Source organism: Butyrivibrio sp. XPD2006 (assembly GCF_000420865.1).
In the GTDB taxonomy this organism is placed as follows: domain Bacteria; phylum Bacillota; class Clostridia; order Lachnospirales; family Lachnospiraceae; genus Butyrivibrio.
In genome coordinates this window covers 330,149-353,629 of record NZ_ATVT01000001.1, presented here as the reverse complement: position 1 = coordinate 353,629, position 23,481 = coordinate 330,149, and the positions used below count along the sequence as shown (strand labels likewise).

Annotated in this window: 29 protein-coding genes; 7 read left to right on the top strand and 22 right to left on the bottom strand. The window is 39.4% G+C overall.

Going from position 1 to position 23,481, the window contains the following annotated elements; all coding sequences use genetic code 11:
• Nucleotides 1–11 precede the first annotated feature (11 nt).
• Nucleotides 12–854: a CPBP family intramembrane glutamic endopeptidase gene (locus G590_RS0101660; protein WP_022763933.1), complete on the top strand. Its 843-nt coding sequence runs from the start codon at nt 12–14 to the stop codon at nt 852–854.
• On the opposite strand, the gene G590_RS18055 is transcribed toward G590_RS0101660, so the two are convergent.
• The 3 genes from G590_RS18055 to G590_RS21240 all read right to left on the bottom strand — a co-directional run bounded on the left by G590_RS18055 (nt 836) and on the right by G590_RS21240 (nt 2,540).
• Complete coding sequence (locus G590_RS18055) at nt 836–1,213, bottom strand: hypothetical protein (RefSeq protein ID WP_022763932.1); 378 nt, start codon at nt 1,211–1,213, stop codon at nt 836–838. The two genes, G590_RS0101660 and G590_RS18055, sit on opposite strands and share 19 nt — an antisense overlap.
• 26 nt (nt 1,214–1,239) lie before the next feature.
• On the bottom strand, nt 1,240–2,265 hold the full coding sequence (locus G590_RS0101650) for a phosphodiester glycosidase family protein (protein WP_022763931.1): 1,026 nt from the start codon (nt 2,263–2,265) through the stop codon (nt 1,240–1,242).
• 128 nt (nt 2,266–2,393) lie between these two features.
• The gene (locus G590_RS21240) at nt 2,394–2,540 is read right to left on the bottom strand and encodes a hypothetical protein (protein ID WP_022763929.1); all 147 of its coding nucleotides are present in this window, start codon (nt 2,538–2,540) and stop codon (nt 2,394–2,396) included.
• Nucleotides 2,541–2,675: 135 nt separating this feature from the next.
• On the opposite strand from G590_RS21240, the gene G590_RS0101640 reads away from it, so the two are divergent.
• The 4 genes from G590_RS0101640 to G590_RS0101625 all read left to right on the top strand — a co-directional run bounded on the left by G590_RS0101640 (nt 2,676) and on the right by G590_RS0101625 (nt 4,676).
• Complete coding sequence (locus G590_RS0101640) at nt 2,676–2,978, top strand: hypothetical protein (protein ID WP_022763928.1); 303 nt, start codon at nt 2,676–2,678, stop codon at nt 2,976–2,978.
• 207 nt (nt 2,979–3,185) lie between these two features.
• Nucleotides 3,186–3,629 (top strand): MarR family winged helix-turn-helix transcriptional regulator, encoded by a 444-nt coding sequence (locus tag G590_RS0101635; protein ID WP_022763927.1) that lies wholly within the window; start codon nt 3,186–3,188, stop codon nt 3,627–3,629.
• The gene (locus G590_RS0101630) at nt 3,622–4,098 is read left to right on the top strand and encodes a GNAT family N-acetyltransferase (RefSeq protein WP_022763926.1); all 477 of its coding nucleotides are present in this window, start codon (nt 3,622–3,624) and stop codon (nt 4,096–4,098) included. Before G590_RS0101635 ends, G590_RS0101630 begins: the two co-directional genes overlap by 8 nt.
• A 23-nt stretch (nt 4,099–4,121) precedes the next feature.
• A complete protein-coding gene (locus G590_RS0101625; protein WP_022763925.1) occupies nt 4,122–4,676 on the top strand; it encodes a DUF5714 domain-containing protein in 555 nt (184 codons plus the stop codon).
• A 617-nt stretch (nt 4,677–5,293) separates the two neighbouring features.
• On the opposite strand, the gene G590_RS18050 is transcribed toward G590_RS0101625, so the two are convergent.
• The 6 genes from G590_RS18050 to G590_RS18045 form a co-directional block, all read right to left on the bottom strand.
• On the bottom strand, nt 5,294–5,938 hold the full coding sequence (locus G590_RS18050) for a cation transporter (RefSeq protein WP_022763924.1): 645 nt from the start codon (nt 5,936–5,938) through the stop codon (nt 5,294–5,296).
• 21 nt (nt 5,939–5,959) lie between these two features.
• Nucleotides 5,960–6,568, bottom strand: coding sequence for a hypothetical protein (locus G590_RS0101615; RefSeq protein WP_022763923.1), 609 nt, complete (start codon nt 6,566–6,568; stop codon nt 5,960–5,962).
• A gap of 16 nt (nt 6,569–6,584) precedes the next feature.
• Nucleotides 6,585–7,148, bottom strand: a complete 564-nt coding sequence (locus tag G590_RS0101610; protein ID WP_196802455.1) for a CPBP family intramembrane glutamic endopeptidase — start codon at nt 7,146–7,148, stop codon at nt 6,585–6,587.
• Between the two features lie 304 nt (nt 7,149–7,452).
• The gene (locus G590_RS0101605; RefSeq protein ID WP_022763921.1) at nt 7,453–8,220 is read right to left on the bottom strand and encodes a PrsW family glutamic-type intramembrane protease; all 768 of its coding nucleotides are present in this window, start codon (nt 8,218–8,220) and stop codon (nt 7,453–7,455) included.
• 47 nt (nt 8,221–8,267) lie between these two features.
• Nucleotides 8,268–9,980 (bottom strand): S41 family peptidase, encoded by a 1,713-nt coding sequence (locus tag G590_RS0101600; protein WP_022763920.1) that lies wholly within the window; start codon nt 9,978–9,980, stop codon nt 8,268–8,270.
• A 184-nt stretch (nt 9,981–10,164) separates the two neighbouring features.
• Nucleotides 10,165–11,289, bottom strand: coding sequence for a D-alanyl-D-alanine carboxypeptidase family protein (locus G590_RS18045; RefSeq protein ID WP_155828706.1), 1,125 nt, complete (start codon nt 11,287–11,289; stop codon nt 10,165–10,167).
• A gap of 132 nt (nt 11,290–11,421) precedes the next feature.
• Between G590_RS18045 and G590_RS0101590 the strand changes: the two genes are divergently transcribed.
• Nucleotides 11,422–12,501 (top strand): tyrosine-type recombinase/integrase, encoded by a 1,080-nt coding sequence (locus G590_RS0101590; protein WP_022763918.1) that lies wholly within the window; start codon nt 11,422–11,424, stop codon nt 12,499–12,501.
• A 3-nt stretch (nt 12,502–12,504) separates the two neighbouring features.
• Here G590_RS0101590 and G590_RS0101585 read toward each other — a convergent pair whose 3' ends face one another.
• Together G590_RS0101585 and G590_RS0101580 are read right to left on the bottom strand one after the other, a co-directional pair.
• Nucleotides 12,505–14,028, bottom strand: coding sequence for a DHH family phosphoesterase (locus tag G590_RS0101585; RefSeq protein WP_022763917.1), 1,524 nt, complete (start codon nt 14,026–14,028; stop codon nt 12,505–12,507).
• Nucleotides 14,029–14,081: 53 nt separating this feature from the next.
• Nucleotides 14,082–14,501, bottom strand: a complete 420-nt coding sequence (locus G590_RS0101580; RefSeq protein ID WP_022763916.1) for a LysM peptidoglycan-binding domain-containing protein — start codon at nt 14,499–14,501, stop codon at nt 14,082–14,084.
• A gap of 175 nt (nt 14,502–14,676) precedes the next feature.
• Between G590_RS0101580 and lexA the strand changes: the two genes are divergently transcribed.
• Nucleotides 14,677–15,294, top strand: coding sequence for a transcriptional repressor LexA (gene lexA / locus G590_RS0101575; RefSeq protein WP_022763915.1), 618 nt, complete (start codon nt 14,677–14,679; stop codon nt 15,292–15,294).
• Between the two features lie 60 nt (nt 15,295–15,354).
• On the opposite strand, the gene rsfS is transcribed toward lexA, so the two are convergent.
• The 11 genes from rsfS to G590_RS0101520 form a co-directional block, all read right to left on the bottom strand.
• Nucleotides 15,355–15,717, bottom strand: coding sequence for a ribosome silencing factor (gene rsfS / locus G590_RS0101570; protein ID WP_022763914.1), 363 nt, complete (start codon nt 15,715–15,717; stop codon nt 15,355–15,357).
• Nucleotides 15,718–15,731: 14 nt separating this feature from the next.
• A complete protein-coding gene (gene yqeK, locus G590_RS0101565; protein ID WP_022763913.1) occupies nt 15,732–16,313 on the bottom strand; it encodes a bis(5'-nucleosyl)-tetraphosphatase (symmetrical) YqeK in 582 nt (193 codons plus the stop codon).
• Nucleotides 16,310–16,918 carry a nicotinate-nucleotide adenylyltransferase gene (nadD, locus tag G590_RS0101560; RefSeq protein ID WP_022763912.1) on the bottom strand — a complete coding sequence of 203 codons (609 nt, stop codon included), beginning with the start codon at nt 16,916–16,918 and terminating at the stop codon, nt 16,310–16,312. Before nadD ends, yqeK begins: the two co-directional genes overlap by 4 nt.
• A 26-nt stretch (nt 16,919–16,944) precedes the next feature.
• On the bottom strand, nt 16,945–17,256 hold the full coding sequence (yhbY, locus tag G590_RS0101555) for a ribosome assembly RNA-binding protein YhbY (protein ID WP_022763911.1): 312 nt from the start codon (nt 17,254–17,256) through the stop codon (nt 16,945–16,947).
• Nucleotides 17,256–18,608, bottom strand: a complete 1,353-nt coding sequence (gene obgE / locus G590_RS0101550; RefSeq protein WP_022763910.1) for a GTPase ObgE — start codon at nt 18,606–18,608, stop codon at nt 17,256–17,258. Before obgE ends, yhbY begins: the two co-directional genes overlap by 1 nt.
• Nucleotides 18,609–18,679: 71 nt before the next feature.
• Entirely contained in the window at nt 18,680–18,967 is a 288-nt protein-coding gene (gene rpmA / locus G590_RS0101545) for a 50S ribosomal protein L27 (protein ID WP_013280832.1), read from the bottom strand.
• A gap of 3 nt (nt 18,968–18,970) precedes the next feature.
• Entirely contained in the window at nt 18,971–19,300 is a 330-nt protein-coding gene (locus tag G590_RS0101540) for a ribosomal-processing cysteine protease Prp (protein ID WP_022763909.1), read from the bottom strand.
• A 20-nt stretch (nt 19,301–19,320) separates the two neighbouring features.
• Complete coding sequence (rplU, locus tag G590_RS0101535; RefSeq protein WP_022763908.1) at nt 19,321–19,629, bottom strand: 50S ribosomal protein L21; 309 nt, start codon at nt 19,627–19,629, stop codon at nt 19,321–19,323.
• Between the two features lie 87 nt (nt 19,630–19,716).
• The gene (locus tag G590_RS20285) at nt 19,717–20,889 is read right to left on the bottom strand and encodes a ribonuclease E/G (protein ID WP_022763907.1); all 1,173 of its coding nucleotides are present in this window, start codon (nt 20,887–20,889) and stop codon (nt 19,717–19,719) included.
• Nucleotides 20,882–21,604 (bottom strand): TIGR03936 family radical SAM-associated protein, encoded by a 723-nt coding sequence (locus G590_RS18035; protein ID WP_022763906.1) that lies wholly within the window; start codon nt 21,602–21,604, stop codon nt 20,882–20,884. Before G590_RS18035 ends, G590_RS20285 begins: the two co-directional genes overlap by 8 nt.
• Nucleotides 21,597–23,477 (bottom strand): TIGR03960 family B12-binding radical SAM protein, encoded by a 1,881-nt coding sequence (locus G590_RS0101520; protein ID WP_022763905.1) that lies wholly within the window; start codon nt 23,475–23,477, stop codon nt 21,597–21,599. Before G590_RS0101520 ends, G590_RS18035 begins: the two co-directional genes overlap by 8 nt.
• Nucleotides 23,478–23,481 lie beyond the last annotated feature (4 nt).

The window sequence follows — 23,481 nt, the reverse complement described above, 5'->3', positions numbered from 1 at the left end:
GGAGGTAACGAATGGATCAAAAAACAAGAAAGCATTCTATATGTGAAAAGATGCCATATATCGCCGTTATACTCAGCATAATCATTCCTTCGCTTTTAATCGGAATAGGCGGTTCTATAGGTGATTCAATTTCAAAAAATGCAGGAAATATATGTATATGCATTTTTGCTATAATATCGATGCTTGTTTTTTGGCGTTGGTTCTCTCCGGAATTTAAAGGATTTGTTAAGCCTGAAGTTCCGGCCAAGAATATATGTATTGTAATGATCCCCTTAGGGATTCTTTTGCTCTGTACGCTGATAGAGCCATTATTTTTTCAACATTCGTATTATTTTAATCCTTCTCTTAGTGCAGTTATTATGGGAATTGCAGCCGGATTTGGAGAAGAGACAATGTTCAGAATATTATCACTGGCCATAGTCATGAAATATGTCCGAAAAGAAAGAAGATTGGCTGCGATAATTATCCTGGCTGTAATATTTGGGCTTTCTCATGCAGGAAATATTTCACAGGGTGCAGATATAGTCATGACTGCATCACAGATATTCCATACAACATTCATGGCATTTTTGCTAACCGCTTTATATTTAGGGACGGGCAGCGTGATATTCCCGATATTTGCACATGCTATATATGATTTTATCTGTTTTTCAACGGACCCATCACTTTCCGGAAATGGAATACTTACGCAGCAGTATAGTACGGGACAGCTGTTGTATGAGTTCATTGTAGTTATGATCATAGGAATAATTGCACTCTATCTGATCAGCAAAAACAGATTTACAGAAACCAATATAATTTGGGAAAAGAAGTGGAGAGTCGAGGTAAAATTTTCTTATACAGAACTACGATGATGACTCTGTAGGCATGATAGTAAACTTAGCAAAACCATGACTGCACCTGCTATTGGGTAGACAATAATAAGTGAATTGGTCGTGCCATAGATTGCCAGTACACCAGCAAATATGCTTCCAGTGCTAAATATCGCAATGGCTGTATTCCAGAGGTATAGAAATTTTCTGTCAGGATATTTTTCCTTAAGCATAAGGATAGAATAGGGCAGTACGCCCATCGCAAGAGGTATTGCAAATGCATACAGCATGAAGTAGGAGTATACTTCGTGACTGAAGATTTCATATATTGCTCCAAACAGTGCAAGGAAGACTGTTCCGATGATATTAAATAGCAAATGCAGCTTTAATTGTTTTTCCATTTTAGTGTTCCTCCTGTTGAAATTTTTTAGATATATACAATGTCGCTGACACTTCGTTCCTTGATGCTTCCTCCAGTAGTGGGATTGTTGACAACGTATCCATTAAAGTACATTGTGGAAGATCCTCCGCCATCAAGGTTATAGGCTGTTTCAACGCCCAGTCCCTTCATGAAGGTTGCAAGTTCATAGAGACTAAGGCCTTCGCTCTCAGAAGTTCTTCCATCAGACACCACAAAAACAAAGTGATTTGCATCTATGACACCTATGGCAGTTCTTGGATTGCTTGCCTTTGCCTTGGCAACTTCGGCATTTTCATCAACGGTAACAGAGCTGTCTTCTACAAGAGCCGGGCCAAAGGAAAATGCCTGCCATACTCCCATTGAAACAAGTTCTTCGGCTGAATACTCACTGTCATTTAAAACTTCCATTGTTCCATCAGCATAAATACATAAAACATCTGATCCGTTTGCGCTGTCGCGGTAGACAATTCCGTTACGTATAACATATCCATTTTCCTGAACACCGTAGTAATCGCCGTTTATGGCCAGTACAGCATTGTTATTTTCTGCAATCGTAGAGGTTGTGGCAGTGACATTTTTGCCGTAAGTATCATTTGCAAATGCTGTCTTTAAGTACTGAGCGGAGGAAAGAATAACGTCTGCCACATAGATTTTGGTGTCGTTCTGATAATATTCAGTTAATGTAATGCTATAGTTATCTGAACTTACAGTATTTTCGCCTGTATAGGGCTCTGAGGCATTAATACCGGATGAACTTTCTGTGGTTTCTGAAGAAGTCACTGTTGCACCTTCAGATGCACTTGTTCTGGAATGCTTCCTGCCGGAACGAGATTTGTGACTTTCTGATTGCGTATTATCTATAGATTCGGTTAATTGAGTATCGCTGTCAGTCTGACCATCGAACAAGGACGTATTTATTTCTGTGGCATTGGAGTTGTAGCTCTCGCTTATAATAAAGGTATCGAGTGAAATATAAGTCGTAAATGCTATCAGGACAAAAGCTGAACATATAGCCCAGAGGTGTTTTTTCATATGATCTTGCCTGCCTTTCTTAAAAATATAACTGTGTTGTATAAAGTAACTGAGTACAAAAATTCAGAGTTCCACGATTATACGAGCAAGGGTATTTGCCACGATGAGTGAACCGGATATCGCAGATATCACGCAAAACAGTCCGTAATCAACAAGAACTCCGGGCTTCTGTCATTTACTATTATGATTTCAAAGCCTTCCTGATATAGGCCCTTAGAAACATCAATCATTTTTTCATCTGGCATGTATGCGGGAATCAGAGCAATCCTGTTCATTATTAACCCTCTCTTTTGATATAATGATCATAATCTGATGATATATAAGAAGCCTAAAATCAACCTAAATCTAGAGTAAGAGTTATAACATTTCAGGGCAATTCATTATTCAGATAAATAGAAGGACAATAGGAAATGAGAAAGACTATCATGATGATCTTAATCCCCATTCTACTGCTTAGTGGTTGCAGAGGTGAAAGGGATGAGAATTTCACATCGCCCGAAGGAACCAATACGGTAATTGTGCAATATGATTTCGTTAGCAGGCCTAGTGTTTACTACAACGGACAGAAAATCTTTGATTATGAAAAGCCTGGGTTTAATGAAGAGGCGTATTTCTATGTAGAGTGGATTTCAGAAGATGAGTTTTTGCTCAAATACGATGATCCCTCCCATGATGGAAAGTATGCAGAAGAATACACAATAAGTCTTAAATAAAGTACAAGAAAGAGCAATTGATCAAGTTTTTTTGCCTTTGAAATAATCGGCTGTCCTATTTTTGAAAAAGGGGAAGCAGGATAAATGAATATGCCCACGTAATTGCCATGTAGTTGTTTATAACGGCTATGTGGCTTTTTTATATTATAAATTAGTTGACAAATACAACTAATGATTTTATCATTTAAATCCATAGGAGGGCATTCGATGGATAAGGTAAAACTATTTCGAGAAAGTACCAGAGAATTAGAACGTAATTTTGAGAAGCTAAACAGTTCTGATTGCTGTCAATGTAACGTCAATACATCTCAATGCTTTCTGGTTGTTGAGATAGGCAGAAACCCCGGAATATGTGTAAAGGAACTTGCTGAACTTCTTAAGATGGATAAAAGTGCTGTAAGCAGATCTGTAGAAGAACTTGTTCAAAAAGGATATGTTTTGCGAAAACCTTCAACAAGGGATCGCAGGTGCGTAGTGCTTAATCTGACTGATGAAGGAATGGCAAGATTCAGTACAATAGAAAAAGATATGAATATGAAGTTTAAGAGAGTTTTTTCTATGATTCCAAAGGAAAAACAGAGTCAGGTTTTAGAGGCATTAAATATCTATAACGATGCGATAAAAAAATCGGAGGTGGAATGCTGTGATTAGAGAAATGAGAGATGAAGACTGGGGGACAGTAGCAGAGATTTACAAGCAGGGATTAGAAGAGGGAACATCAACTTTTAATACAGAGTGTCCTAGTTTTACTGAGTGGAATGCAGGCCACATAAAGAATTGCAGGTTTGTTTTTGAGGAAGAAGGAAAGGTTGTAGGCTGGATAGCGCTAAGTCCTTCTTCAAGTAGGTGCGCATATAAAGGCTGCGTTGAAATGAGTGTATATGTTGATAGAAACTATAGAGGTCATGGGATAGGAACAGCTTTGGTAAATACGATTATCCGAGAGGCTGAGCAATGTGGATATTGGAGCATATATTCTGCAATATTTTCAATTAATAAAGCAAGTATAGCTTTACACAAAAAATGTGGTTTCAGGGAAATTGGCTATAGGGAAAGAATAGCTAAAGATCGATTTGGAAAATGGCAGGACACAACTCTTATGGAGTACAGAGCTTCATAATTAGTTTATAGGAGAAGCTACTTATGACTATTGAAGAAAAAGCAAACAGGATTATTGAAGATATACGTAATGAAAAAGGCGTAAATCCTATCAAGATGTTTAAGTCAATGGCAAAGAAAGCGTATATAAGCATACATGGGCCAGAGCATCATATATTAGATGGGGCATGTCTTTTAATGGCTTATCATAATGCTGGTGGCAAAATAGATATAGACTATGCCTTGGAGAAGCTTTTGAAAGAAGGACTTCGGATGCCGGGAGCAATGTGCGGACTGTGGGGAATATGCGGAGCGATAACATCTATAGGAGCAGCTCTTTCTATTATTGATGGTACAGGACCACTTTCTGAGGATGGCACATGGGGTTATCACATGGCATTTACATCAAGCGCCATAGGAGAGCTTGGCAAGATAAATGGCCCAAGATGTTGTAAAAGAGATGCTATGATTGCGTTCAAGCATGGAATAGAGTACGTAAGACAGCACTACGGTGTGCAGATTGAATATGAGAAGCAACACTGTGAGTTCTCATCGCAGAACCAGCAGTGTATCAAAGAAAGATGCCCTTTCTTTGGATAATGGAAAGCTTTTTGTTCCGGACGATTTAGAAATTATGGAACTTTGAATTCCAGCATATCTTGCTTGAGGATACATTAACAATTTGTATAATTTCTGCTTGCCAGGTAAAACCGGTCAAAGAATATACTGCTGAAGACATTAAAAATATCCGTAAAAAAACAGGAACCTAGCAAGGATTCCTGGCTAAATGGCTGGGGGTCTAAAAAAAGACTGTACAAGCATGGGAAAGTGGCATGAATGTACCAAACGGCCCTTCCGCAAGACACCTATGGTATGCAACATTGTAAGTGCAATATTAGTGATTGCATTTGTTAGCTTGCCATAAGGGTATTCTTTTTTTCATTGAAGAACCTTCTGGCAAACTCCGGCATATGGTCATCAATCATTCTGTTTGCTTTTTGAATTGAAATCTGATCCTTAGATAATTTATCCATAGATAAATTATAGATCGCAACCTATATCACGAACAGTGACAAGGTTAACGCAACCTTTTTGAGGAGATTAAAGGTCTATAATTGCGATAAAAATGGCATTTTACAGATAGCGCAGGGATAGCGCAGATAGCGCAGGTAGAGTGTTATACTTAACTATTCGCAAAACACAGGTTTTATGAATAGTTAGATATGGAACTTACCCCAAAACCCCAAAACCTGCCAATTTTCGCGGATAGTCATTATTCCGCACCTCAGCATATATGCAGAAACCAGTATGGAGCCGACAATATCCAGATAAAATGAAAATTTGGATGAAGGCATAAGAACTACTGTCAAAAGTGTCAACGTAACGCATACATCCACAATGGATTTGGCACCGTAGAGCCTTGCCTGGATACCAAGTATGGCATTATGCTCCGACTTATATAAAGAACGGTATTTCAGATAAAAAAGCGTATTTGCGATTGCGCCAAATAACGCTATAAAGAACGCGGGAAGTACATTGCCTTTTTCCTGCGTATCAGATGCAAAGGTAAGTATCAGCATACTGATACCACTGATGCACATTATAAATCCCACAAAAACATTGCTCTTTCGCTCGATATTTGATTTCCAGGCAGAATCACGCCCCTCTTCTTTGTTTGTGATAGTGTATACCACAAAAGCCGCGATCAAAGCCAGTAATTCAGCTGTTCTTCTGGTGAAATCAGAAATCTGTGTTGAGCTTCTCCCAAGTGTCAGTCCATAGCCCAGGATCAGTGGTCCGGGAGAGCTTAAAACAACCGAAAGCAGCAAGGTTTTGTATCCACTCTTCTTTTCCTTATTCATTCACTTCCAATCCTTACTTTATTATCTGAGTATCAGCTCAAATACTGACAGTATCACCATAGCAGTCACCGGGCAAAAGAATGTGTCCAGTCCCTTTTCATCCAAAAGCTCTGCCACAGCTGGACAGATAGCGGTAACCAGAGAAATCACTATAGTCCATAAGTTACTGTATAGATTAAAGTACAGCAGTACGGACAGAACACCCACAAAGCTGCAACAAGCCATGGCTCCTGATCCTTCCATAGACTTTTTCCCGGATATGCCTATCTTGTACCTGCCAAAAATCTTACCTATCAGCGCTGCAGCAGCATCTCCCGGTGCCCATGCAAAAAAACACGCCACCACTAGTCCTCTTTTTCCAAAATATCCCCAAAGAACAGTGGCAGTTACAATATACGCCAAGGCATATGCAGTAAAGCTGTATGCGAATTCGCCTCTTCTTCTGGCTACAACTGCCTCACTTATTCCGGGAATTCTTGATAGCAGTATCAGGCATGGAGTGATCACAACAAAAGCACAGGCTGTGATCAGAACGGATTGCCTCCAGTCCTCCAGGGCATAAAGCCACAGTATCAGCGCTGCAAAAGCCAGCATATGAAGAAATTTTCTAAAAACTTCCTTAGCAATCATACTTAGAGTAAAATCCCTACCAATCTCTTCTTATCTTTTCAAAATCGATAGTCTTCCCAACCTTCTTCCATACAATAAACGTCAGGACTGCATTTATTGCTGCAATTGCAAAGTATGTAATAAGGATACGCATCCCATCCGGACCGGTATTAATATAAGACGAACCAGAGTTTTTCACCGGAACAAACAGTCCTTCTGTATAACCGGCAAAAAAGTCAAACAATCCATGTGTCACACCGCAGGCCCAAATATTTCTGGTCTTCCAATACAGTATAAGAAGAGCTAGTCCAAAAACACCTGATTCCAAAGTTTTAGCTATCGCCTGTCCCCATGCAATAGCGGACGTTGCATCAAATTCTCCCACAATATGTGCTGCTCCGAATACTACAGAAGATACTACTGCACTAAGAACAAAAACATATTTCTTTTCCCTGAACTTATAGATTATTGCATCGTTTATAACTGCCCTGAAAGCCAGCTCCTCAAAAAGGCCAACGGAAATGAACATAAGAAATATGATGATTAATCCCAATAACGGTTTATCATTCAAGGGGACCTGCTCTTCTATATTTGAGAGCATCAATAATGTCCCCATGATAAGGGACATTATAAGAAACCCTATGGAATTCTTGATTACATATCCTGTGGAAATGTAACACGATGACAGGGTTTTATCTCCTGATATCTGGTACAGGAAAAAGCATACAGCTCCGCAAAGCATGGTTCTTACTATAAAGAACTGAAAATTCGTCTCTGTATGTACTGTTTTGAAACACACAATCACATATACTATGCAGAGCGCGGCTGTTATCAGTGGAGATCTTTTCATGAATTCAATATACTTTTTAAGCATAGTTCATCTTATCCTCTTCTGATTTTATTGCTTAAGCCCCAGTTTCGATTGTTAGAGCAGAAAAATTCCCTGCGTTCTTCTTGGCTCTTAACAGCACTTTGATTAAAACTACAGTATTTGTGATGATTGCTATGAGGCCAAGTATGCCGCCTCCAATATAATCACCATCCTTAATAACTACAAAGTTAAAAACTGTTCCTGCATCGTACAGAGTATGTAAAGCCATTGGAATAATGAGTGCCAAAATCCAGTATAATACAGTCTGTCCTTCGCCTTTTTGTTTGTTATACTTAGCCCTGCCAATAAATTCTCCCATGATCATGTTAAGTGTCATATGAGTGAACATTAAAGGAGTTCTGATCAGTAAAACAATAAGCGAATCTCCAAAAGTAAAGTCCTCCACAACCGTAAAACCAAGACCAACTGCCGCTCCAAGAAGAATATACTCATAAATATTGCTCACTTTATTTTTAAGGATAATGAGCGTTAAGATGATGGCAAGAAACTTAAACAATTCCTCTACTCCACCTGCCATAAAAAATGCTGTATAAAAAGATGCCGGAAAGCTCTTCATTGAATCAGTCGATACTCCAATGCTTTTTAAAACAAATAATAAACCAATTCCGGAACCGCCGGAAATTGGAACGCAAATACCACCTAAAATCGCCGGCAGGATTGCCTGTAGTTTCCCTATAGGCTCAGGAACTTCTCTTTTGATCATTCTCATATAGAGTAACCCACAAATAACCAAAGCAAATAACGAAGCAATAATCGAAATTATAGTTGTTTTTACGTCCATAATAATTTCCTTTCCTATTAGTTGCTTAAAAAAGTGTCCCTTAAGTTTTAGTACAGATTATTTATATACTCAGTCAATGCCTGCCTGTCATAGAAATGCTCCGGCTGCTGAATCACATAATCCGGTTCAACTCCCTGATCGATGTCATACACAGCCCCGTTTTTCATGTAGCTCAGGCGATTTTTGCTAGACATCTGAAGAATAGTTCCATCTGCAGTAACAAATGGCATTACCGTGCATGCGCCGCCTCCGCTTTGCTGACCTAATATTGTGACCTGTCCCGACGATTTTAATACGCTCGGAACCAGATTTCCGCAGGAAAAACTGATAGGCGAAGTTAGGCAATAGAGATTGTAATCAAGAAGCGAATCCTTTTCATCGTATTTGCCATCAAGATTGGCATCTGCGCGAAAACACTCGTTGGCATAAGCGCCTGTCAGTGTATCCTTGATACATACTGCCCCCTCTCCCAAAAACAGGCTGATTATAAAGCTTGCAGTAACGGTATCGCCACCGGAATTCATACTAAGATCCATGACTACATTCTTTACAGGGCTACCCCTTCTTGTAATCTGAGCATAAGAATACAGAAGAAGACCAACTGTATCCTGAGTATCGGCAGTAGGTGCATTTTCATAATAATCAGCATCCTTATCTTTTGTCCTGAAACTGTCAAAGGTGATATATGCAGTGTTTCCGACTTCTTCATAGCCCGGAACTCCATCAGGGTAAAACTTTTCTCTGGCAGCGTAATACTTCATTGCTGAACTGTTCATATCCTGAATTGACTTGCCAATCTTCCCCTCAACGTTTGTATCCATGCCAATTCGCCACGAATTGAGCAAATACCCGCTATGTATGTCATCAATGAAAAGTTCCATCAAAACTCTCATCGCCCTTGCAGACATCCCGGGATCAGTACTCATTAGAGAATCACGAAGAGCTGTTTCAGCAAAGAAATCGTCAAAATTCTCAATTCCATGACTTTCTTTCAGACCATAATAGTAATCCATTACCATACACAGCTCGTTATAAGTAAACTCCGCAAGCTCATCGCTTTTGCTCTCTTTTGGCTGTGCTTCATAACATTTTCTCAAGAGTTCTCTTCCGGGTTCCGAACCATATTCATACACAAATACTCCTTCATTGTTGTACAAAAGACATACATAACTCGGAAGGGACAACATAATATCACTTAAGGTCTGCATGGGAATATAGCATTTACCATTCTCTTCAATCAGATCTATCCCATATTTTTTCAGATCAAAAACCACCTCCGAGCCAAAGCGGCTGTAAGAGTTTTCCTCTGAGAGTATCAGGCCATCAAAGACTGTATCAGGCTGCAATACATCTATAACCGTGCTTGTCCAGGACGGTACAAAAAAGGCATCAAAATCATAAAAACTTATCGTATCTTTATCACAATCTATCTGCATAGGATACTGGTTTTCACGAGTAATTGTTACCACTGAGCCTTGGATAGAAGTGGTCAGTGCATAGTTTTTATCTTCAATAATCTCGTGATTGACTCTCTCAATCAGGGCGACGGCAGTATCAATGTCAAGGTAGGGAATATCTTTGCTTTCATCAGCGAAACAGAGCTTGATACTTTCCTCATTATCGACAGAATGAAAATATAAAGGAATCTCCATTTCATTAAGGGTGTCTCCGGATAATGTTCCGCATGATGTTAAAAGAATACTCCACCAGATGGTCAATACTAATACTGTCCATAGCGGATTGTATAATTTCTTTTTCATGAATCACCTCCTGATCAGGGACCTGATACTTTCCCTTTATTGTGAGGTACAAGCTCTCATATATAAATTATGAGCCAATCCGGATGTGAACTCCAATAAAAAATTGATAAATTGTGTATTGTTTTGCGTTTAGCCCAATAAAAACGGGCAAGCTTTTCGCTTGCCCATAACTCAATCTATTTATTCAACTAGTATAAGTCTTGTAAATGTCTACCTGATCATAGATACAGCGCCATGAACTCCATGCATCAGCTGTAACACAGATATAATGACTTCCGTCATTGGATATCTGATAACTTGCTCCGCAACAGCCGGACTGGTTTACAAAGCCTGTCTTGGCCCCGACTACAGCACCGTTTGTGTCCTTGTCCTCAATACGGCGAAGAAACCAGTTTGATATCTGAAGCCCTTCGGGATGCTGGGTTGTAGGTGTTGTCAGATAAGTTCTAGCATTCAATATTTCATGGCATAGGCTGTTTTCCTCAGCGGCCTTAAGAATCATAGCCATATCCATCAGCGTACAGTAATGATTTTCATCAAATACACCTACGCAGTTTGTAAAATGAGCTGTATCAGAAAGTCCAAGTTCTTCAAGCTTTTCATTCATCATATCAACAAAAGCTTCCTGACTGCCGGCAATATACTCAGCAAGGCACATCGCTGCATCGCCTCCTGAAGGAAGTATGGTTCCGTACAAAAGATCTTTTACCGTAACCACTTCTCCAACTTCAAATCCAACAGCGCTGCAATCATGTCTGTAAACGAAATCACCTATTGCCTGTGTCATTGTAAATGTATTGTTTATATCATCTAAATGCTCAACGGCGACAAGAAGAGTTAGAATCTTGGTCATTGATGCAGGATTAATTCTTACGTTACCATCCTTGGACGCAACAACCTTACCTGTATCAAGGTTGATCAAAAGGCCATAGGAACTCTGAACCTCTTCGCTGGCAATATAAGCAGTATTCTCATCCTGCTCGATAACATAACCATCAAAAAAGTTTTCAGAATCCTCGGACTTAAGAAGATATTCATTCTCCTCTTCTATTTCAACATCATCTACTACCGTGTCTATTATTGTCATCTCCTGCGTAGCTGTATTTTCGACGATTTCAGCCGGAACAGGTTCTGATTTCTTATGTGTTACTTTATGAATCAAAAAGATTGATGTTGCGACAAATAAGATAATCAGTGATGCCAGCATAGTAAGATGAAGAATGATTTCTTTTTGACGTCTTTTTCTATATTCAGAGGCTGTCAGTCTTCGACCGTCTTTTCGTCTGTAATTTACTCTTGTATTTCCCAATATTTAAATCCACCCAACAAAGAATAGTACAGGCTATATCTTAACATTTATGCACTATATCCATCAATATGAAAATGCCACAATATTTGGTGGCTTGTTTTAGCAAGAATCAATTAGTGGTATAATTATCCTATGCAAAGCAAGAGAAAAGACGAAAAATACTATACCGAACAGGATAAACTTAACACTCTTAAGATGCGAGAAGTCCTTGATACTCTTCCAAGGTTCTGCAGACAGTATTTCAGGGGAATTGAACCCAGAACTTCTGCAAGGACCAGGCTCGGATACGCCTATGACCTTCGCATCTTTTTTGAGTTCATTAAAAACAACAATCCTTCTATGAAAAATACGGATATCAAGGACTTTTCCGTAGATCTTTTGGATCAGATCGGTCGTGAAGACATCGAGGAGTATTTGGAATACCTCTCGCTCTATGAGAAGAATGAAAAAGAGCTTTCCAATGCCGAACAGGGTAAAAAGCGCAAAATGTCTGCTCTCCGTTCCATGTATACATATTTTTACAAATCGGAAATGATTGAGAGAAATACAGCAGAACTCATTGATATGCCCAAGCTTCACGAACACGAGATCATCAGGCTTGAGCCTAATGAAGTTGCAGTCTTGCTCGATCAGGTTGAAGCAGGTGAAAAGCTCACCAAATCTCAGCTTAAATATCATGAAAAAACCAAACTAAGAGATCTTGCCATGCTTACTCTCCTGCTCGGAACAGGAATACGTGTGTCAGAATGTGTCGGAATAGATATCGATGATATAGATTATGAAAATAACGGCCTTAGCATTCATAGAAAGGGCGGATACAATACAACGATCTATTTCCCCGACGAAGTTAAGGCAGCTCTTCTTGACTACCATGAGCAGAGAAAACAGATAGCTCCGTGTGAAGGCTCTGAAAATGCATTTTTCTTATCTCTTCAGAATAAGCGCATCACTGTAAGAGCCGTTGAAAATCTGGTAAAGAAATATGCCAAGAACGTTACTACTATCAAAAAAATAACTCCTCATAAACTGAGGAGCACATTTGGTACTAATCTATACAGAGAATCCGGTGATATTTATCTTGTAGCCGATGTTCTCGGCCATAAAGACGTAAATACTACAAGAAAGCATTACGCAGCCCAGGAAGATGAAAACAGGCGCAAAGCTGCAAGGATGATAAAACTCCGTGAAAATAACAATGAGGGTCAAAACTGACCCTCATGCCGGTGTATATGTCTTTTTAAAAATAGATTTCTCAACAATGAAAATATCATGTGGATCATCCACACTTACTGCTATATAATCGCCTTTTTTACCCACCATGTATGTTTCACTGTCCCAATACGGAAACAGCTTGGTGGTTTTATTTAGCTTTCGGGCATATATATTCATCTCTCCGGTAGATATACATCCCTTTGCATCAGGCATAAGCGGATATATCTGACCATTGTCAGCGTTCTTGATCGTAGGTGTGTAATCAAGATTCAGCTTAAATCTCTTACCGGTAGTTGTATAGGCACTTGCAAACTTCTCCTCTGAAATTGCTGTAACATCTCCGTTGATACCAATAATCAGGACTGTATTGTCCCTGATCTCAACATTGTTATCACCTTTCAATGTACGAACGATAGCCATGTTACCTGAAGGAATATGCTTCTGAGGATGCACGAAACCGACGACGATCGGACTCTTAACATATTTGGTCATTGTTCCGGCATCTAATTTAGCTCTCTTAGCATATATGATTTCAGAATTCTCAAAATAATCATTAAGTCGCTCTCTGATAATGTTCGAAATAGAGAATTTCGCTGAATCATCATCAATTTCGACAAAGTCAGGATAGACCTTTTTTATAAGTTCATTCTTGAGAAGCCCTCCGGCCTTCTCGGTATGTCCACCACCGGAGCCGATCTTCTCCGCAATAAATGAAGCAAGTTCATCTGCTCTTGTCTCTGAAACACAGCTTCTGATTGAGAATTTAGTTCCAAACGGAAGCACTGTATATACAAGACATACATCTATAGTATCTACAGCAACAATAAAGTCACCTATAAGACCAAGAATATTTGGATCACATGGTTCACTTCTGAGTATCGCATAATGATTATCCTTGTGATACTCGACGCCAAGCATGGCGACTCCGGCTATTCTGGCTTCCTTCAGAGTCAGATTCATATTCTTGAGCCTTAAGATAAGATCTTTATCATATCTTAGTGAATCTCGCATATCCAGGTCCAAAGGATGCGCCATCTCTGAAAACGCATTTGTATCAGAATAAAGTCCGTAAAATAAGGCTGTAGAGACCTTCTTGTCAAGGAGCTTATCCTCATCATCTATTTTCAGCAGGTTCCAAATTACAGTGCATGAACTTCCGAGATTACTTCTTACTTCATTGAGCTTCGGAAGATTACCGGAAACCTGATGATGATCAATAACTGCTATTTCCTTGGCACAGAATTTCCTTACATTGCCTTCTCCGTACTGACAGTCAGTCATCAAAAGAAGATCCGGCTTGGATTTTAGTTTCTGTACATATTCGATTGGAATCTGAAGTTTTTTAATAAGATATACAAGATTACTTTTACTGATTTCAAAATTTCCGGAATAAATAAACCGTACCTTTTTATGATACGATTTAAAATACCTGTACAGAACATACCCCGAACAGATTGCATCAGCATCAGGATTGTCATGACATTGTATGACAATCGAATTGTAATTCAACAAGCTTGATAGTTTCATCGTTTTCCCCTTGATACTATATTATATCAAGACGGAATATAAAGCTATGAATATTATTTGAATTCTGTAGAAAAATACGGAATTATGATTGCTTCTCCGGCTTTTATTGAATCAGGGTCAGAAATTGAGTTTATCTTACAAATCTCGCCCATATATGAATTCATATTATCATAATTGTCTGATGAGAAATTCTCATCTGCAATGTTCCAAAGAGTTTCATTGCTGTGTACTGTAACAGTCTTATAATATTTAAATTCCGGCTCATAATCATCTGACTGAGCTGATGTTCTTATAGATGTACCCATAAGAATGAAAAGGAATACAAAGAGAGCTACTGTAAGTCCCAGTAAAATAAACTGTCTTCTTACAATTCTCTGACGTCTTATCTTATTCTTCTGAATTCTGATCTCGCTTTCGCTGTTATATCTGGGATTGTTATAAAGACTTGCTGCTGCTCTCATTGCCTCGCTCATATCTCCACCTCTTAAAGAAACCAAACAAATGTTGCGAACAACTGTTCTGATATAAATATATCGAACATACTTTCTGTTGTCAATAGTTTTTCGAACATATTTTCCGAACAAACATTTGCTTTGCCATGAAAGCTGTGCTATACTTATTTCAGAAAACAAGTCAGGAGGAGCCACTATGCCAAAAGGAAAAATTTCGCCCAAGCAGCAGGAAATTCTTGAGTATATCAAAGAGCAAACTCTTTCAAGAGGTTTTCCACCTGCTGTACGTGATATATGTAAGGCAGTTAATCTTAAATCTACATCTTCCGTACACTCCCATCTTGAAACACTTGAGAAGAACGGATATATCAGAAGAGATCCTACCAAGCCCCGTGCAATCGAGATCTGTGATGATGGCTTTAATATGGTCAGAACCGAGATTGTCAGCATACCCGTAGTAGGACAAGTCGCAGCCGGAACTCCTATTCTGGCCGAGGAAAATATAGATTCCTATATACCCATTCCTGCTGAAATGTGCCCTAAGGGAGCAGATGCCTTTATTCTTAATGTTAAGGGCGATTCAATGATAAATGCAGGAATTTACAACGGAGACAAGCTTTTTGTACAGGTTTGTAACACTGCCAAGAACGGCGATAAGGTAGTTGCTCTTATCGATGATTCAGCAACCGTTAAGACTTATTACAAGGAAAAAGACCACATCAGACTACAGCCCGAGAACGACACAATGGATCCAATCATAGTTAATGACTGTCAGATCCTTGGTAAGGTATTCGGAGTAATGAGATTTTATTGATAGGCATAAAAATAGGGTCAGACTTTATAAAAGTCTGACCCTTTATTTTTAACTATTTGATTATTTTAAATCTGCAGTATCAATCTGCTTACCGTCTCTCCAGATTCTCTCAAGATCATAGAAAAGTCTGTTCTCACTATCAAAGACATGAACCACAATATCTCCGAAATCAAGAAGTATCCAGTTGGCTCCCTCATATCCTTCGACATTTTTTGTCATATATCCGGCTCTTCCAAGCTTTTCCTGAACATTATCAGCCAGAGCCTGAACCTGATTTCTGTTAGTTCCGGCAGCTATGATAAAGAAATCGCCAAGAGTAGATATCTCACTTATATCAATTACGCGAATATCTTCACCCTTTCTGTCTTCAAGGGCATCAACCGCCATAGCAGCCATTTTCTTTGAAACTTCAATATCTGACATGTATACCTCTTTCTTTATTTGTAAAATTTTTTGTAGAATTCATAGGCGTTCATAGTCGCCTCATCAACTTCCTTGCCTATTGTTTTAAGATAAATAACCGAATCATGAAGTATATGCGCAAGGCATCTGTCAATATCAGTAAATGCCTCTTTTCTGATCTCAGCCATATTCTCAAGAGGTTTCCTGTTAGGCTCTATAAAATCAGCTATATACACGATCTTCTCGAGAAGAGTCATATCTTCTCTTCCTGTTGTATGCCATCTTATGGCTCCGAGAATCTCTGTATCATAAATATCGTATTTTGTTCTTGCAAGATACATGCCGACTTTTGCGTGTAAAAGAGAATGATTCTTTCTCTCTACTTCTGTGATCTCAATATTGTTTTTTTCACAGATCTTTATCTGCTCATCATGAGACATGCACTTGGCACAATCATGCAGATATCCGGCTATAAGCGCTTTTTCTGTATCAGCACCGTACAAGAAAGCCATATTTGCAGCTGTATAAGCCACTCCCAATGTATGGTCAAATCTGTCCGGTTTTAATTCACTCTCAAGCTGTTTGCGTAATTTCTGTGATATCTCAATTATCTTCATCTGTATAATCCCTTTATGCAAATAAATTCAATACATTCATCAGGTAAAAGATATCTTACAGATCTTCCGGTCTTGACGCGCTGTCTTATATCTGTGGATGAAATATCAATTCTGTTAAAGGTCATTATCCTTATATCTGCGCCAAATCTTGTATTGAGTTCCCTTCTCTTTCTGTCGAGAGCCGGAAGATCATCTTCCTCTCTGACAGCTGCAAGAATAATACATGATTTCAGGAGTTCATCAGATTTATACCAGGTATCAATTCCTATTATTGAATCTCCGCCCAAGATCAAATAAAGCTCATCACCGGGGTACATCAGTTTAAGTTCATTGATAGTGTCTATAGTATAAACACCTTCAGGCTTATCTATTTCAAGTCTCGAGCAAGTAAAATACGGATTATCCGCAATAGCCATCTTGACCATTTGATAACGGGTATCTCCGTTTGATATCTCGGATCTGTTCTTTAAATGAGCCAGATTGTTGGGCATGAAAATTACTCTGTCCAGAGAAAACTGTTCTCTGGCTGATTCTCCTAATAGCAGGTGTCCATTGTGAATTGGATCAAAAGTTCCACCCAGTATACCAATCTTTCTGCATTCCATAAATGAGCCTCCAATATGGTATATTTTTACTCAGACTTTTTGTTCCTAGGAAGGATTATCTTGGGTTCATCCTTGAAAGGCTTGTATAATACAAACTTTCTGCCGATTACCTGAACAAGATCGGATCTTGTTCTCTCTGCAACTGTACCGGCAACTTCCTTGACATCATCAAGGCAGTTCTTAAGAACTGTAATCTTAATGAGCTCATGTGTATTAAAAGCTTCTGTGATCGCGCTTGTAACCTCAGGTGTAACACTGGATTTTCCTATCTGAAATACAGGCTCAAGATCGGCAGCAAGTCCTTTTAAAAAAGCTCTCTGTTTACTTGTAAGTGTCATTATTCTTCATCCTCATCTATTTCGTCATCGCTCTCGGGAACTGCTGTATCTGCGTTTCTGTAATACTCAAAGCTGAATCCGTACATCCTTACAGTATCACCTTCACCTATATGCAGCTTCTCAAGTTCGTCAAGAATTCCGTTGTCCGCCAGGAATTTCTGGAAGAATGCAAATCCTTTTTCAGAATCAAGATTTGTATAACCCAGCATTTTCTCAATCTTAGGACCTTCAACAACATATTCGGCTTCATCCTGATCGTAGTATACAGAAAATGCTTCATCGGCTTCTCTGGACATTTCTTCAGGGAAGAATTCCTGTTCAAATGTAATAGGTTTTTCTTCGATTTCAGAAAGGGTCCTACTTACATAGTATAACAGTTCCTTGATGCCTTTTCCAGTTAGAGTGGAGGTTGCAAACACTTTCACTCCAAGTGGTTCATACTTATCTTTAATTTTCTGAATTATCTCTGAATCTTCTCCGTCAGGAAGCATATCAACTTTGTTCGCCGCAATTACCTGAACCTTTTTGGATATATCAGCGTTGTAATTAGCAAGCTCTTTATTGATCGCTTCCAGGTCTTCAAGAGGATCTCTTCCTTCAGTTGAAGCAGCATCAACAACATGGATCATCATGCGTGTACGTTCAATATGTCTCAAGAACTCGTGGCCAAGGCCTGCTCCGTCTGATGCTCCCTCTATAAGGCCTGGGATATCTGCAACAACAAAGCCCTTAGCACCATCAAGATCAACAACACCAAGCATTGGAGTAAGTGTTGTGAAATGATAGTTGGCAATCTTCGGCTTTGCATTGGATACCTTTGAAAGGAATGTAGATTTGCCCACATTTGGAAAGCCAACCAGTCCTACATCGGCAATCACCTTGAGCTCAAGAAGAACTTCAAGCTCCATTGCAGACTGACCCGGCTGTGCATACTTGGGAGCCTGCATAGTTGATGTGGCATAATGCATATTGCCGTTTCCGCCTCGTCCTCCCTTTAAGATGACAGCCTCTTTATTATCTCCGCTCATGTCTGCGATAACTTTGCCGCTGTTTGCTTCTTTTATTACGGTTCCTTCAGGAACCTTTATGATAAGGTCTGCGCCATTTTTTCCATGGCAGCGCCTTTTATTTCCGTTTTCACCATTTTCTGCTTTATACTTGCCGCCGTAATGGAAATCAGAAAGTGTGTTGATACCCTCATCTACTTTAAAGATGATATCTCCGCCTTTTCCGCCGTCTCCACCGTCAGGTCCGCCGTTTGGAACATATTTTTCTCTTCTGAAAGAAACATGTCCGTCTCCGCCTTTACCGCTCTGTATAAAGATTTTTGCTTTATCTACAAATACTGGCATATTATTACCTCAAGAAGTATAAGTTAAAAATAGGCTTCAAACAAAAAGTTTGAAGCCTGTCTTAACAAAAATTACTTATTCTCTACAGGATGAACGCTAGCCTGTTTCTTATCTCTGCCCTTGCGCTCAAATCTAAGAACACCATCAACAAGTGCAAATAATGTGTCATCGCTACCGATTCCTACATTAACACCAGGATGAATGTGTGTTCCACGCTGTCTGTATAAAATATTTCCGGCCTTCACGAATTGTCCATCAGCTCTTTTTGCTCCAAGTCTCTTGGATTCTGAATCTCTACCGTTCTTGGTTGATCCAACACCCTTCTTATGAGCAAAAAATTGAAGGTTCATATTCATCATGACTTATTCCCTCCTAAATTTAATGTTCAAAAATTTCTTACCATACTGTTCGTATATACTTGTGACTCCAAGTTCAAAGGACTGCAGTAAAAGATCTGCTTCCTTGGAAGGAACTCCTTCAAACTCCAATCTCAATATACCTTTTTCTTCATTCTGGCTCGTAACAATCTTATCTTCTGTGAATCTCTCCACAGAATTGATAGTATTGATAGTCAGGACCGAAATTGCAGCACATACAATATCTTCACCGTATTCAGCAAATCCTGCATGTCCGTTGCATTCAATCCATTTATAACTGCCATCTGAAGCTTTAGAAATTGTAATAGTCGTCATCTGTATACTGTCAGCTTAAATTACATTGTGATCTTGTCGATCTTAACAGTTGTGAATGGCTGTCTGTGACCGTTCTTCTTGTGATAGCCAGTCTTTCTCTTGTACTTGTAAACAACAACCTTCTTGGCACGTCCCTGCTCAACAACTGTAGCGCTAACCTTAGCTCCGCTTACATCGCCAGCAACCTTAAGTGTCTTGTCGTCGCTTACTGCAATAACATTATCAAATGTTACTTCTTTTCCGGGCTCTACATCAAGCTTCTCTACCTTGATCTCGTCGCCCTCGGAAACTTTGTACTGCTTACCACCAGTTACAATAATTGCGTACATAAGTTACCTCCTTCTTCAAAAAACTCGCTAACTTCGGCGGGGATAGACCCACTTAGGCCTAGTTAAGCGGCATACCATGATATATTATCATTCATTTTCCATGTTGTCAACAGTTTGATTATTATTTTGTAATATTTCTTTTAATGATTTATCGTTTTTGTTTCTTGTGAGCTCAATTATGCCAAGTCCCGTTATATCAACAAATTCTGTATGTACAGTCTCTTTTCTGGCAAGTTCCTTAACATGATTGCAAAGATTTTGAACAGCTTCCTTGTCCTTCATGTTAATAAAATCTATAAGTATCATGCCTGTCAGGTTTCTGAGCCTGATCTGCCTGAATATTTCATCGGCAGCTTCCATATTCACCTTGAAAGTCACATCATTCTTGCCTGAAATTGCTTTTCCGGTATTAACATCAATTGCATTGAAGCTCTCAAGTTGTTCGATCACCAAAAAAGCTCCTGACTTAAGCCATACCCTGTTCATAAGGAGCTTATCAATGTCTTTTTTGAGATTGTGAACCACTGATTCTCTTATCAGTCTCGGTTCATCATCCGTTCTTGTACTGATAAAGGCTCTGGCCTTATCTGTATGATATGTTTCATCCGCACTGTCATTCTTGTGCAGACAGGAAAAGACCTTACGCGTACCGGCAGTTTTCAGAATGCCTATAAGCTGATCAAGGCAGTCCTGTATATCAGATTTAATGCAGTTATCAAACTCGTCTTCGGAAAGCTTTGCCGCATCCGTCCTGATTATCACGCCAAATTCCGTGCCATTAAGCGTATTTCTGTATTCATCAACCAGCTCTTTATAATACTTTTTAGAAGTGCTGATCAGTCTGTTTCTGCAATCTTCCGAAAGTTTAAGAGATGCTCCAACTCCTTTTCTGCCAAGAGTTACAGCACAAAACTTGCCCGATGTCGACAGACGTGATGAAAGCTTGGCCTTTTTAAGCTTGACAGGCTCAGCTTCTACCTGTAGTACAATCTCATCACCCTGCCTGAGTTCATTTGGAGAATCAATGTGTCTGTTTACCACAGTAATCCCAAGAACATTTTTCAAGGCAACATATCCATGCTCATCTTCGCCGTATCTTACAAAAGCTGAGTTTATATTCTTCAGGATATTCTCTACTCTGCACAGATAAACATCGTTTAAAACCGAATCCCTTACAACAGAAACAAACTCCAGTTTATCATCGATATACGCGGATACAATCGGATATTTATCATAGTTTGAAACAAATATATCAGTCATTTAAATATATTCTCTCATCAGTATCGCCCGGTATAAAGGGCTCAATATATGTCTTTTCGCCGTCTTGAAAATCACGGTAAATATCAACTCTGTGTATATCAAGCCAAACAGTGTTAAACTCTCTGCCCATTGATCTGAAGAAGTATTCAAAGAGCAAGGTTGGCTTTAATGTCACTTTACTGCTCATCATAAGAAGTATATCAAGACAATCTTCTCCAAACTCATATTTCAAAATCATAGGCTTCATGTCTATATCTTTTTCACCGCTTTTGGTCTTTTTGATCGCGGGAAGATTGTCTTTTGCAAGATATGACTTCATCGCACTTACCCAGTCAAAATCAGGCTTTGAGTTCTCTCTGAATTTCAGATGGTACTTTGCAGCATAGGAAGTGGTCATAGCTTTTTCTTCGCGTTCGTCAAGTTCAGCAATTGCAACAATCTTTATGCCTTCATTCATCACTGAATTAAGGCTGTTCATTACTTCCTGAATGCTGTTCATGGAATTAACAGTCATATCGAGATATTCGCCATCACTTGTAGCCCCGACACTGAGCGGTTGCGCAAAAGATAACACCTGATGCGGACTGAAGCCTTCAGAATACTTAATATCAACTCCGGCCCTTCTGATAGCTTTTTGAAAATAACGCATGACATCCAAATGTCCTATGAACTTTATCGGGCCGTTCTTTGAAAATTTCAAACGTAATTTATGCATTAACTTTACTCTCCGTGCAAACTCCGACTCCATAGGAAGCCGCGCCGCATCCTAAACATCCTTGTCTGCAATTCATTGATTTCTTGCCTGCCAGGGCATTTTTCCATTCTCTAAGCAAAAACGCCTTGGTCACGCCGCAATCGATGAGATCCCAGGGGAATATCTCATCATCAGCTCTTTGTCTTGTTGTATAAAAGAACGGATCAACGCCACATTCCTTAAATGTATCCATCCATTTTTCGAAGTTGAAGTATTCACTCCAGGCATCAAAAACGCAGCCCTTCTCATACGCCTTTAAAATAACGTCACAGAGCTTTCTGTCACCTCTTGCAAATATTCCTTCCATCATGCTCGCATCAGCTTCATGCCAGTTATACTTGATATGCTTCTGGTTGAGCTGTGACATGATACCTTTTCTGGTCTTGTTGGCTTTATCAAGGAACTCTTCTTTGGTATTCATAGGAGCCCACTGAAAAGGTGTAAACGGCTTGGGAACAAAGAATGATGTACTTGCAACAATATCTATTGTTCTTCCGCCTCTTTTTTCCTTGGGTACAGTCTCAAAATACTCTACAGCAACCTTGTTTGCGATATCACCGATTCCGTAAATATCCTCATCCGTTTCTGTTGGAAGTCCCAGCATGAAATAAAGCTTAACCTTATTCCAACCGCCAAGAAATGCCTCATGTGAGCCGCGAAGAATATCTTCCTCAGTAAGTCCTTTATTGATGACATCTCTCATCCTCTGAGTTCCGGCTTCAGGCGCAAAAGTAAGAGAGCTCTTCTTGACATCCTGAACCTTGCTCATTACATCCAGCGAAAAGGCGTCAATTCGAAGTGAAGGCAGAGAAATATTGATCTTCTTTTCATTGCAGCTCTTTATGAGAAAGTCGATAAGTTCAGGAAGTTTGGAATAATCACTTGAACTTAAGGAGCTTAATGAGATTTCCTCATAGCCTGTGTTCTCAAGTGCTTCAATAGCGATCTTCTTAAGATATTCTACATCCTTTTCTCTCAGCGGCTTATAGAGCTGACCTGCCTGACAGAATCTGCACCCTCTTATGCATCCTCTCATGATCTCAAGTACAACTCTGTCCTGTGTGATCTTGATGTAAGGTACAACAGGTTTTGTAGGATAAAACTCATGAGATAAATCTGTGCACATCTCTTTTTTGATAGTCCTTGGTATATCATCAAAGACCGGATTCATGCTATCAATCGTCCCATCTCCCTTGTACCTGACTTCATAGAACGAAGGAACATATATACCCGGGATTTTGGCAGCTTCATGAAGAAAATCCTCTCTGCTTATCCCTTTCTTTTTTGTATCCTTATAAAGGTCAAAGAGCTCTCTGTACCTCGTTTCACCTTCGCCTATATAGAAAATATCAAAGAAATCAGCTATAGGTTCAGGATTGTAAGTACATGGTCCTCCGCCTATTACAATGGGATCATCCCATGTTCTGTCGTCGCTCTTTAACGGAATCCCGGAAAGATCAAGTACCTGGAGTATGTTTGTATAACACATCTCATATTGGATTGTGAAGCCAAGAAAATCGAAATCCTTGACAGGATCCTGAGATTCAAGCGCAAAAAGAGGAATGTTCTTATCCCTCATGAGAGCATCCATATCCATCCATGGTGAATACACACGCTCACACCAGACATCGCTGTAGGAGTTGAACATTCCGTAAAGAATTTGAATTCCGAGATGAGACATACCTATCTCATATACATCAGGAAAACAGAAGGCAAATCTAATATCGATCTGCCCCTTATCCTTAATTACACTGTTGACCTCGTTGCCTATATATCTTTCAGGCTTTTCAATGGTCAATAATGCCTCATCTGTTAATGCTAAATTATGATTCATATTG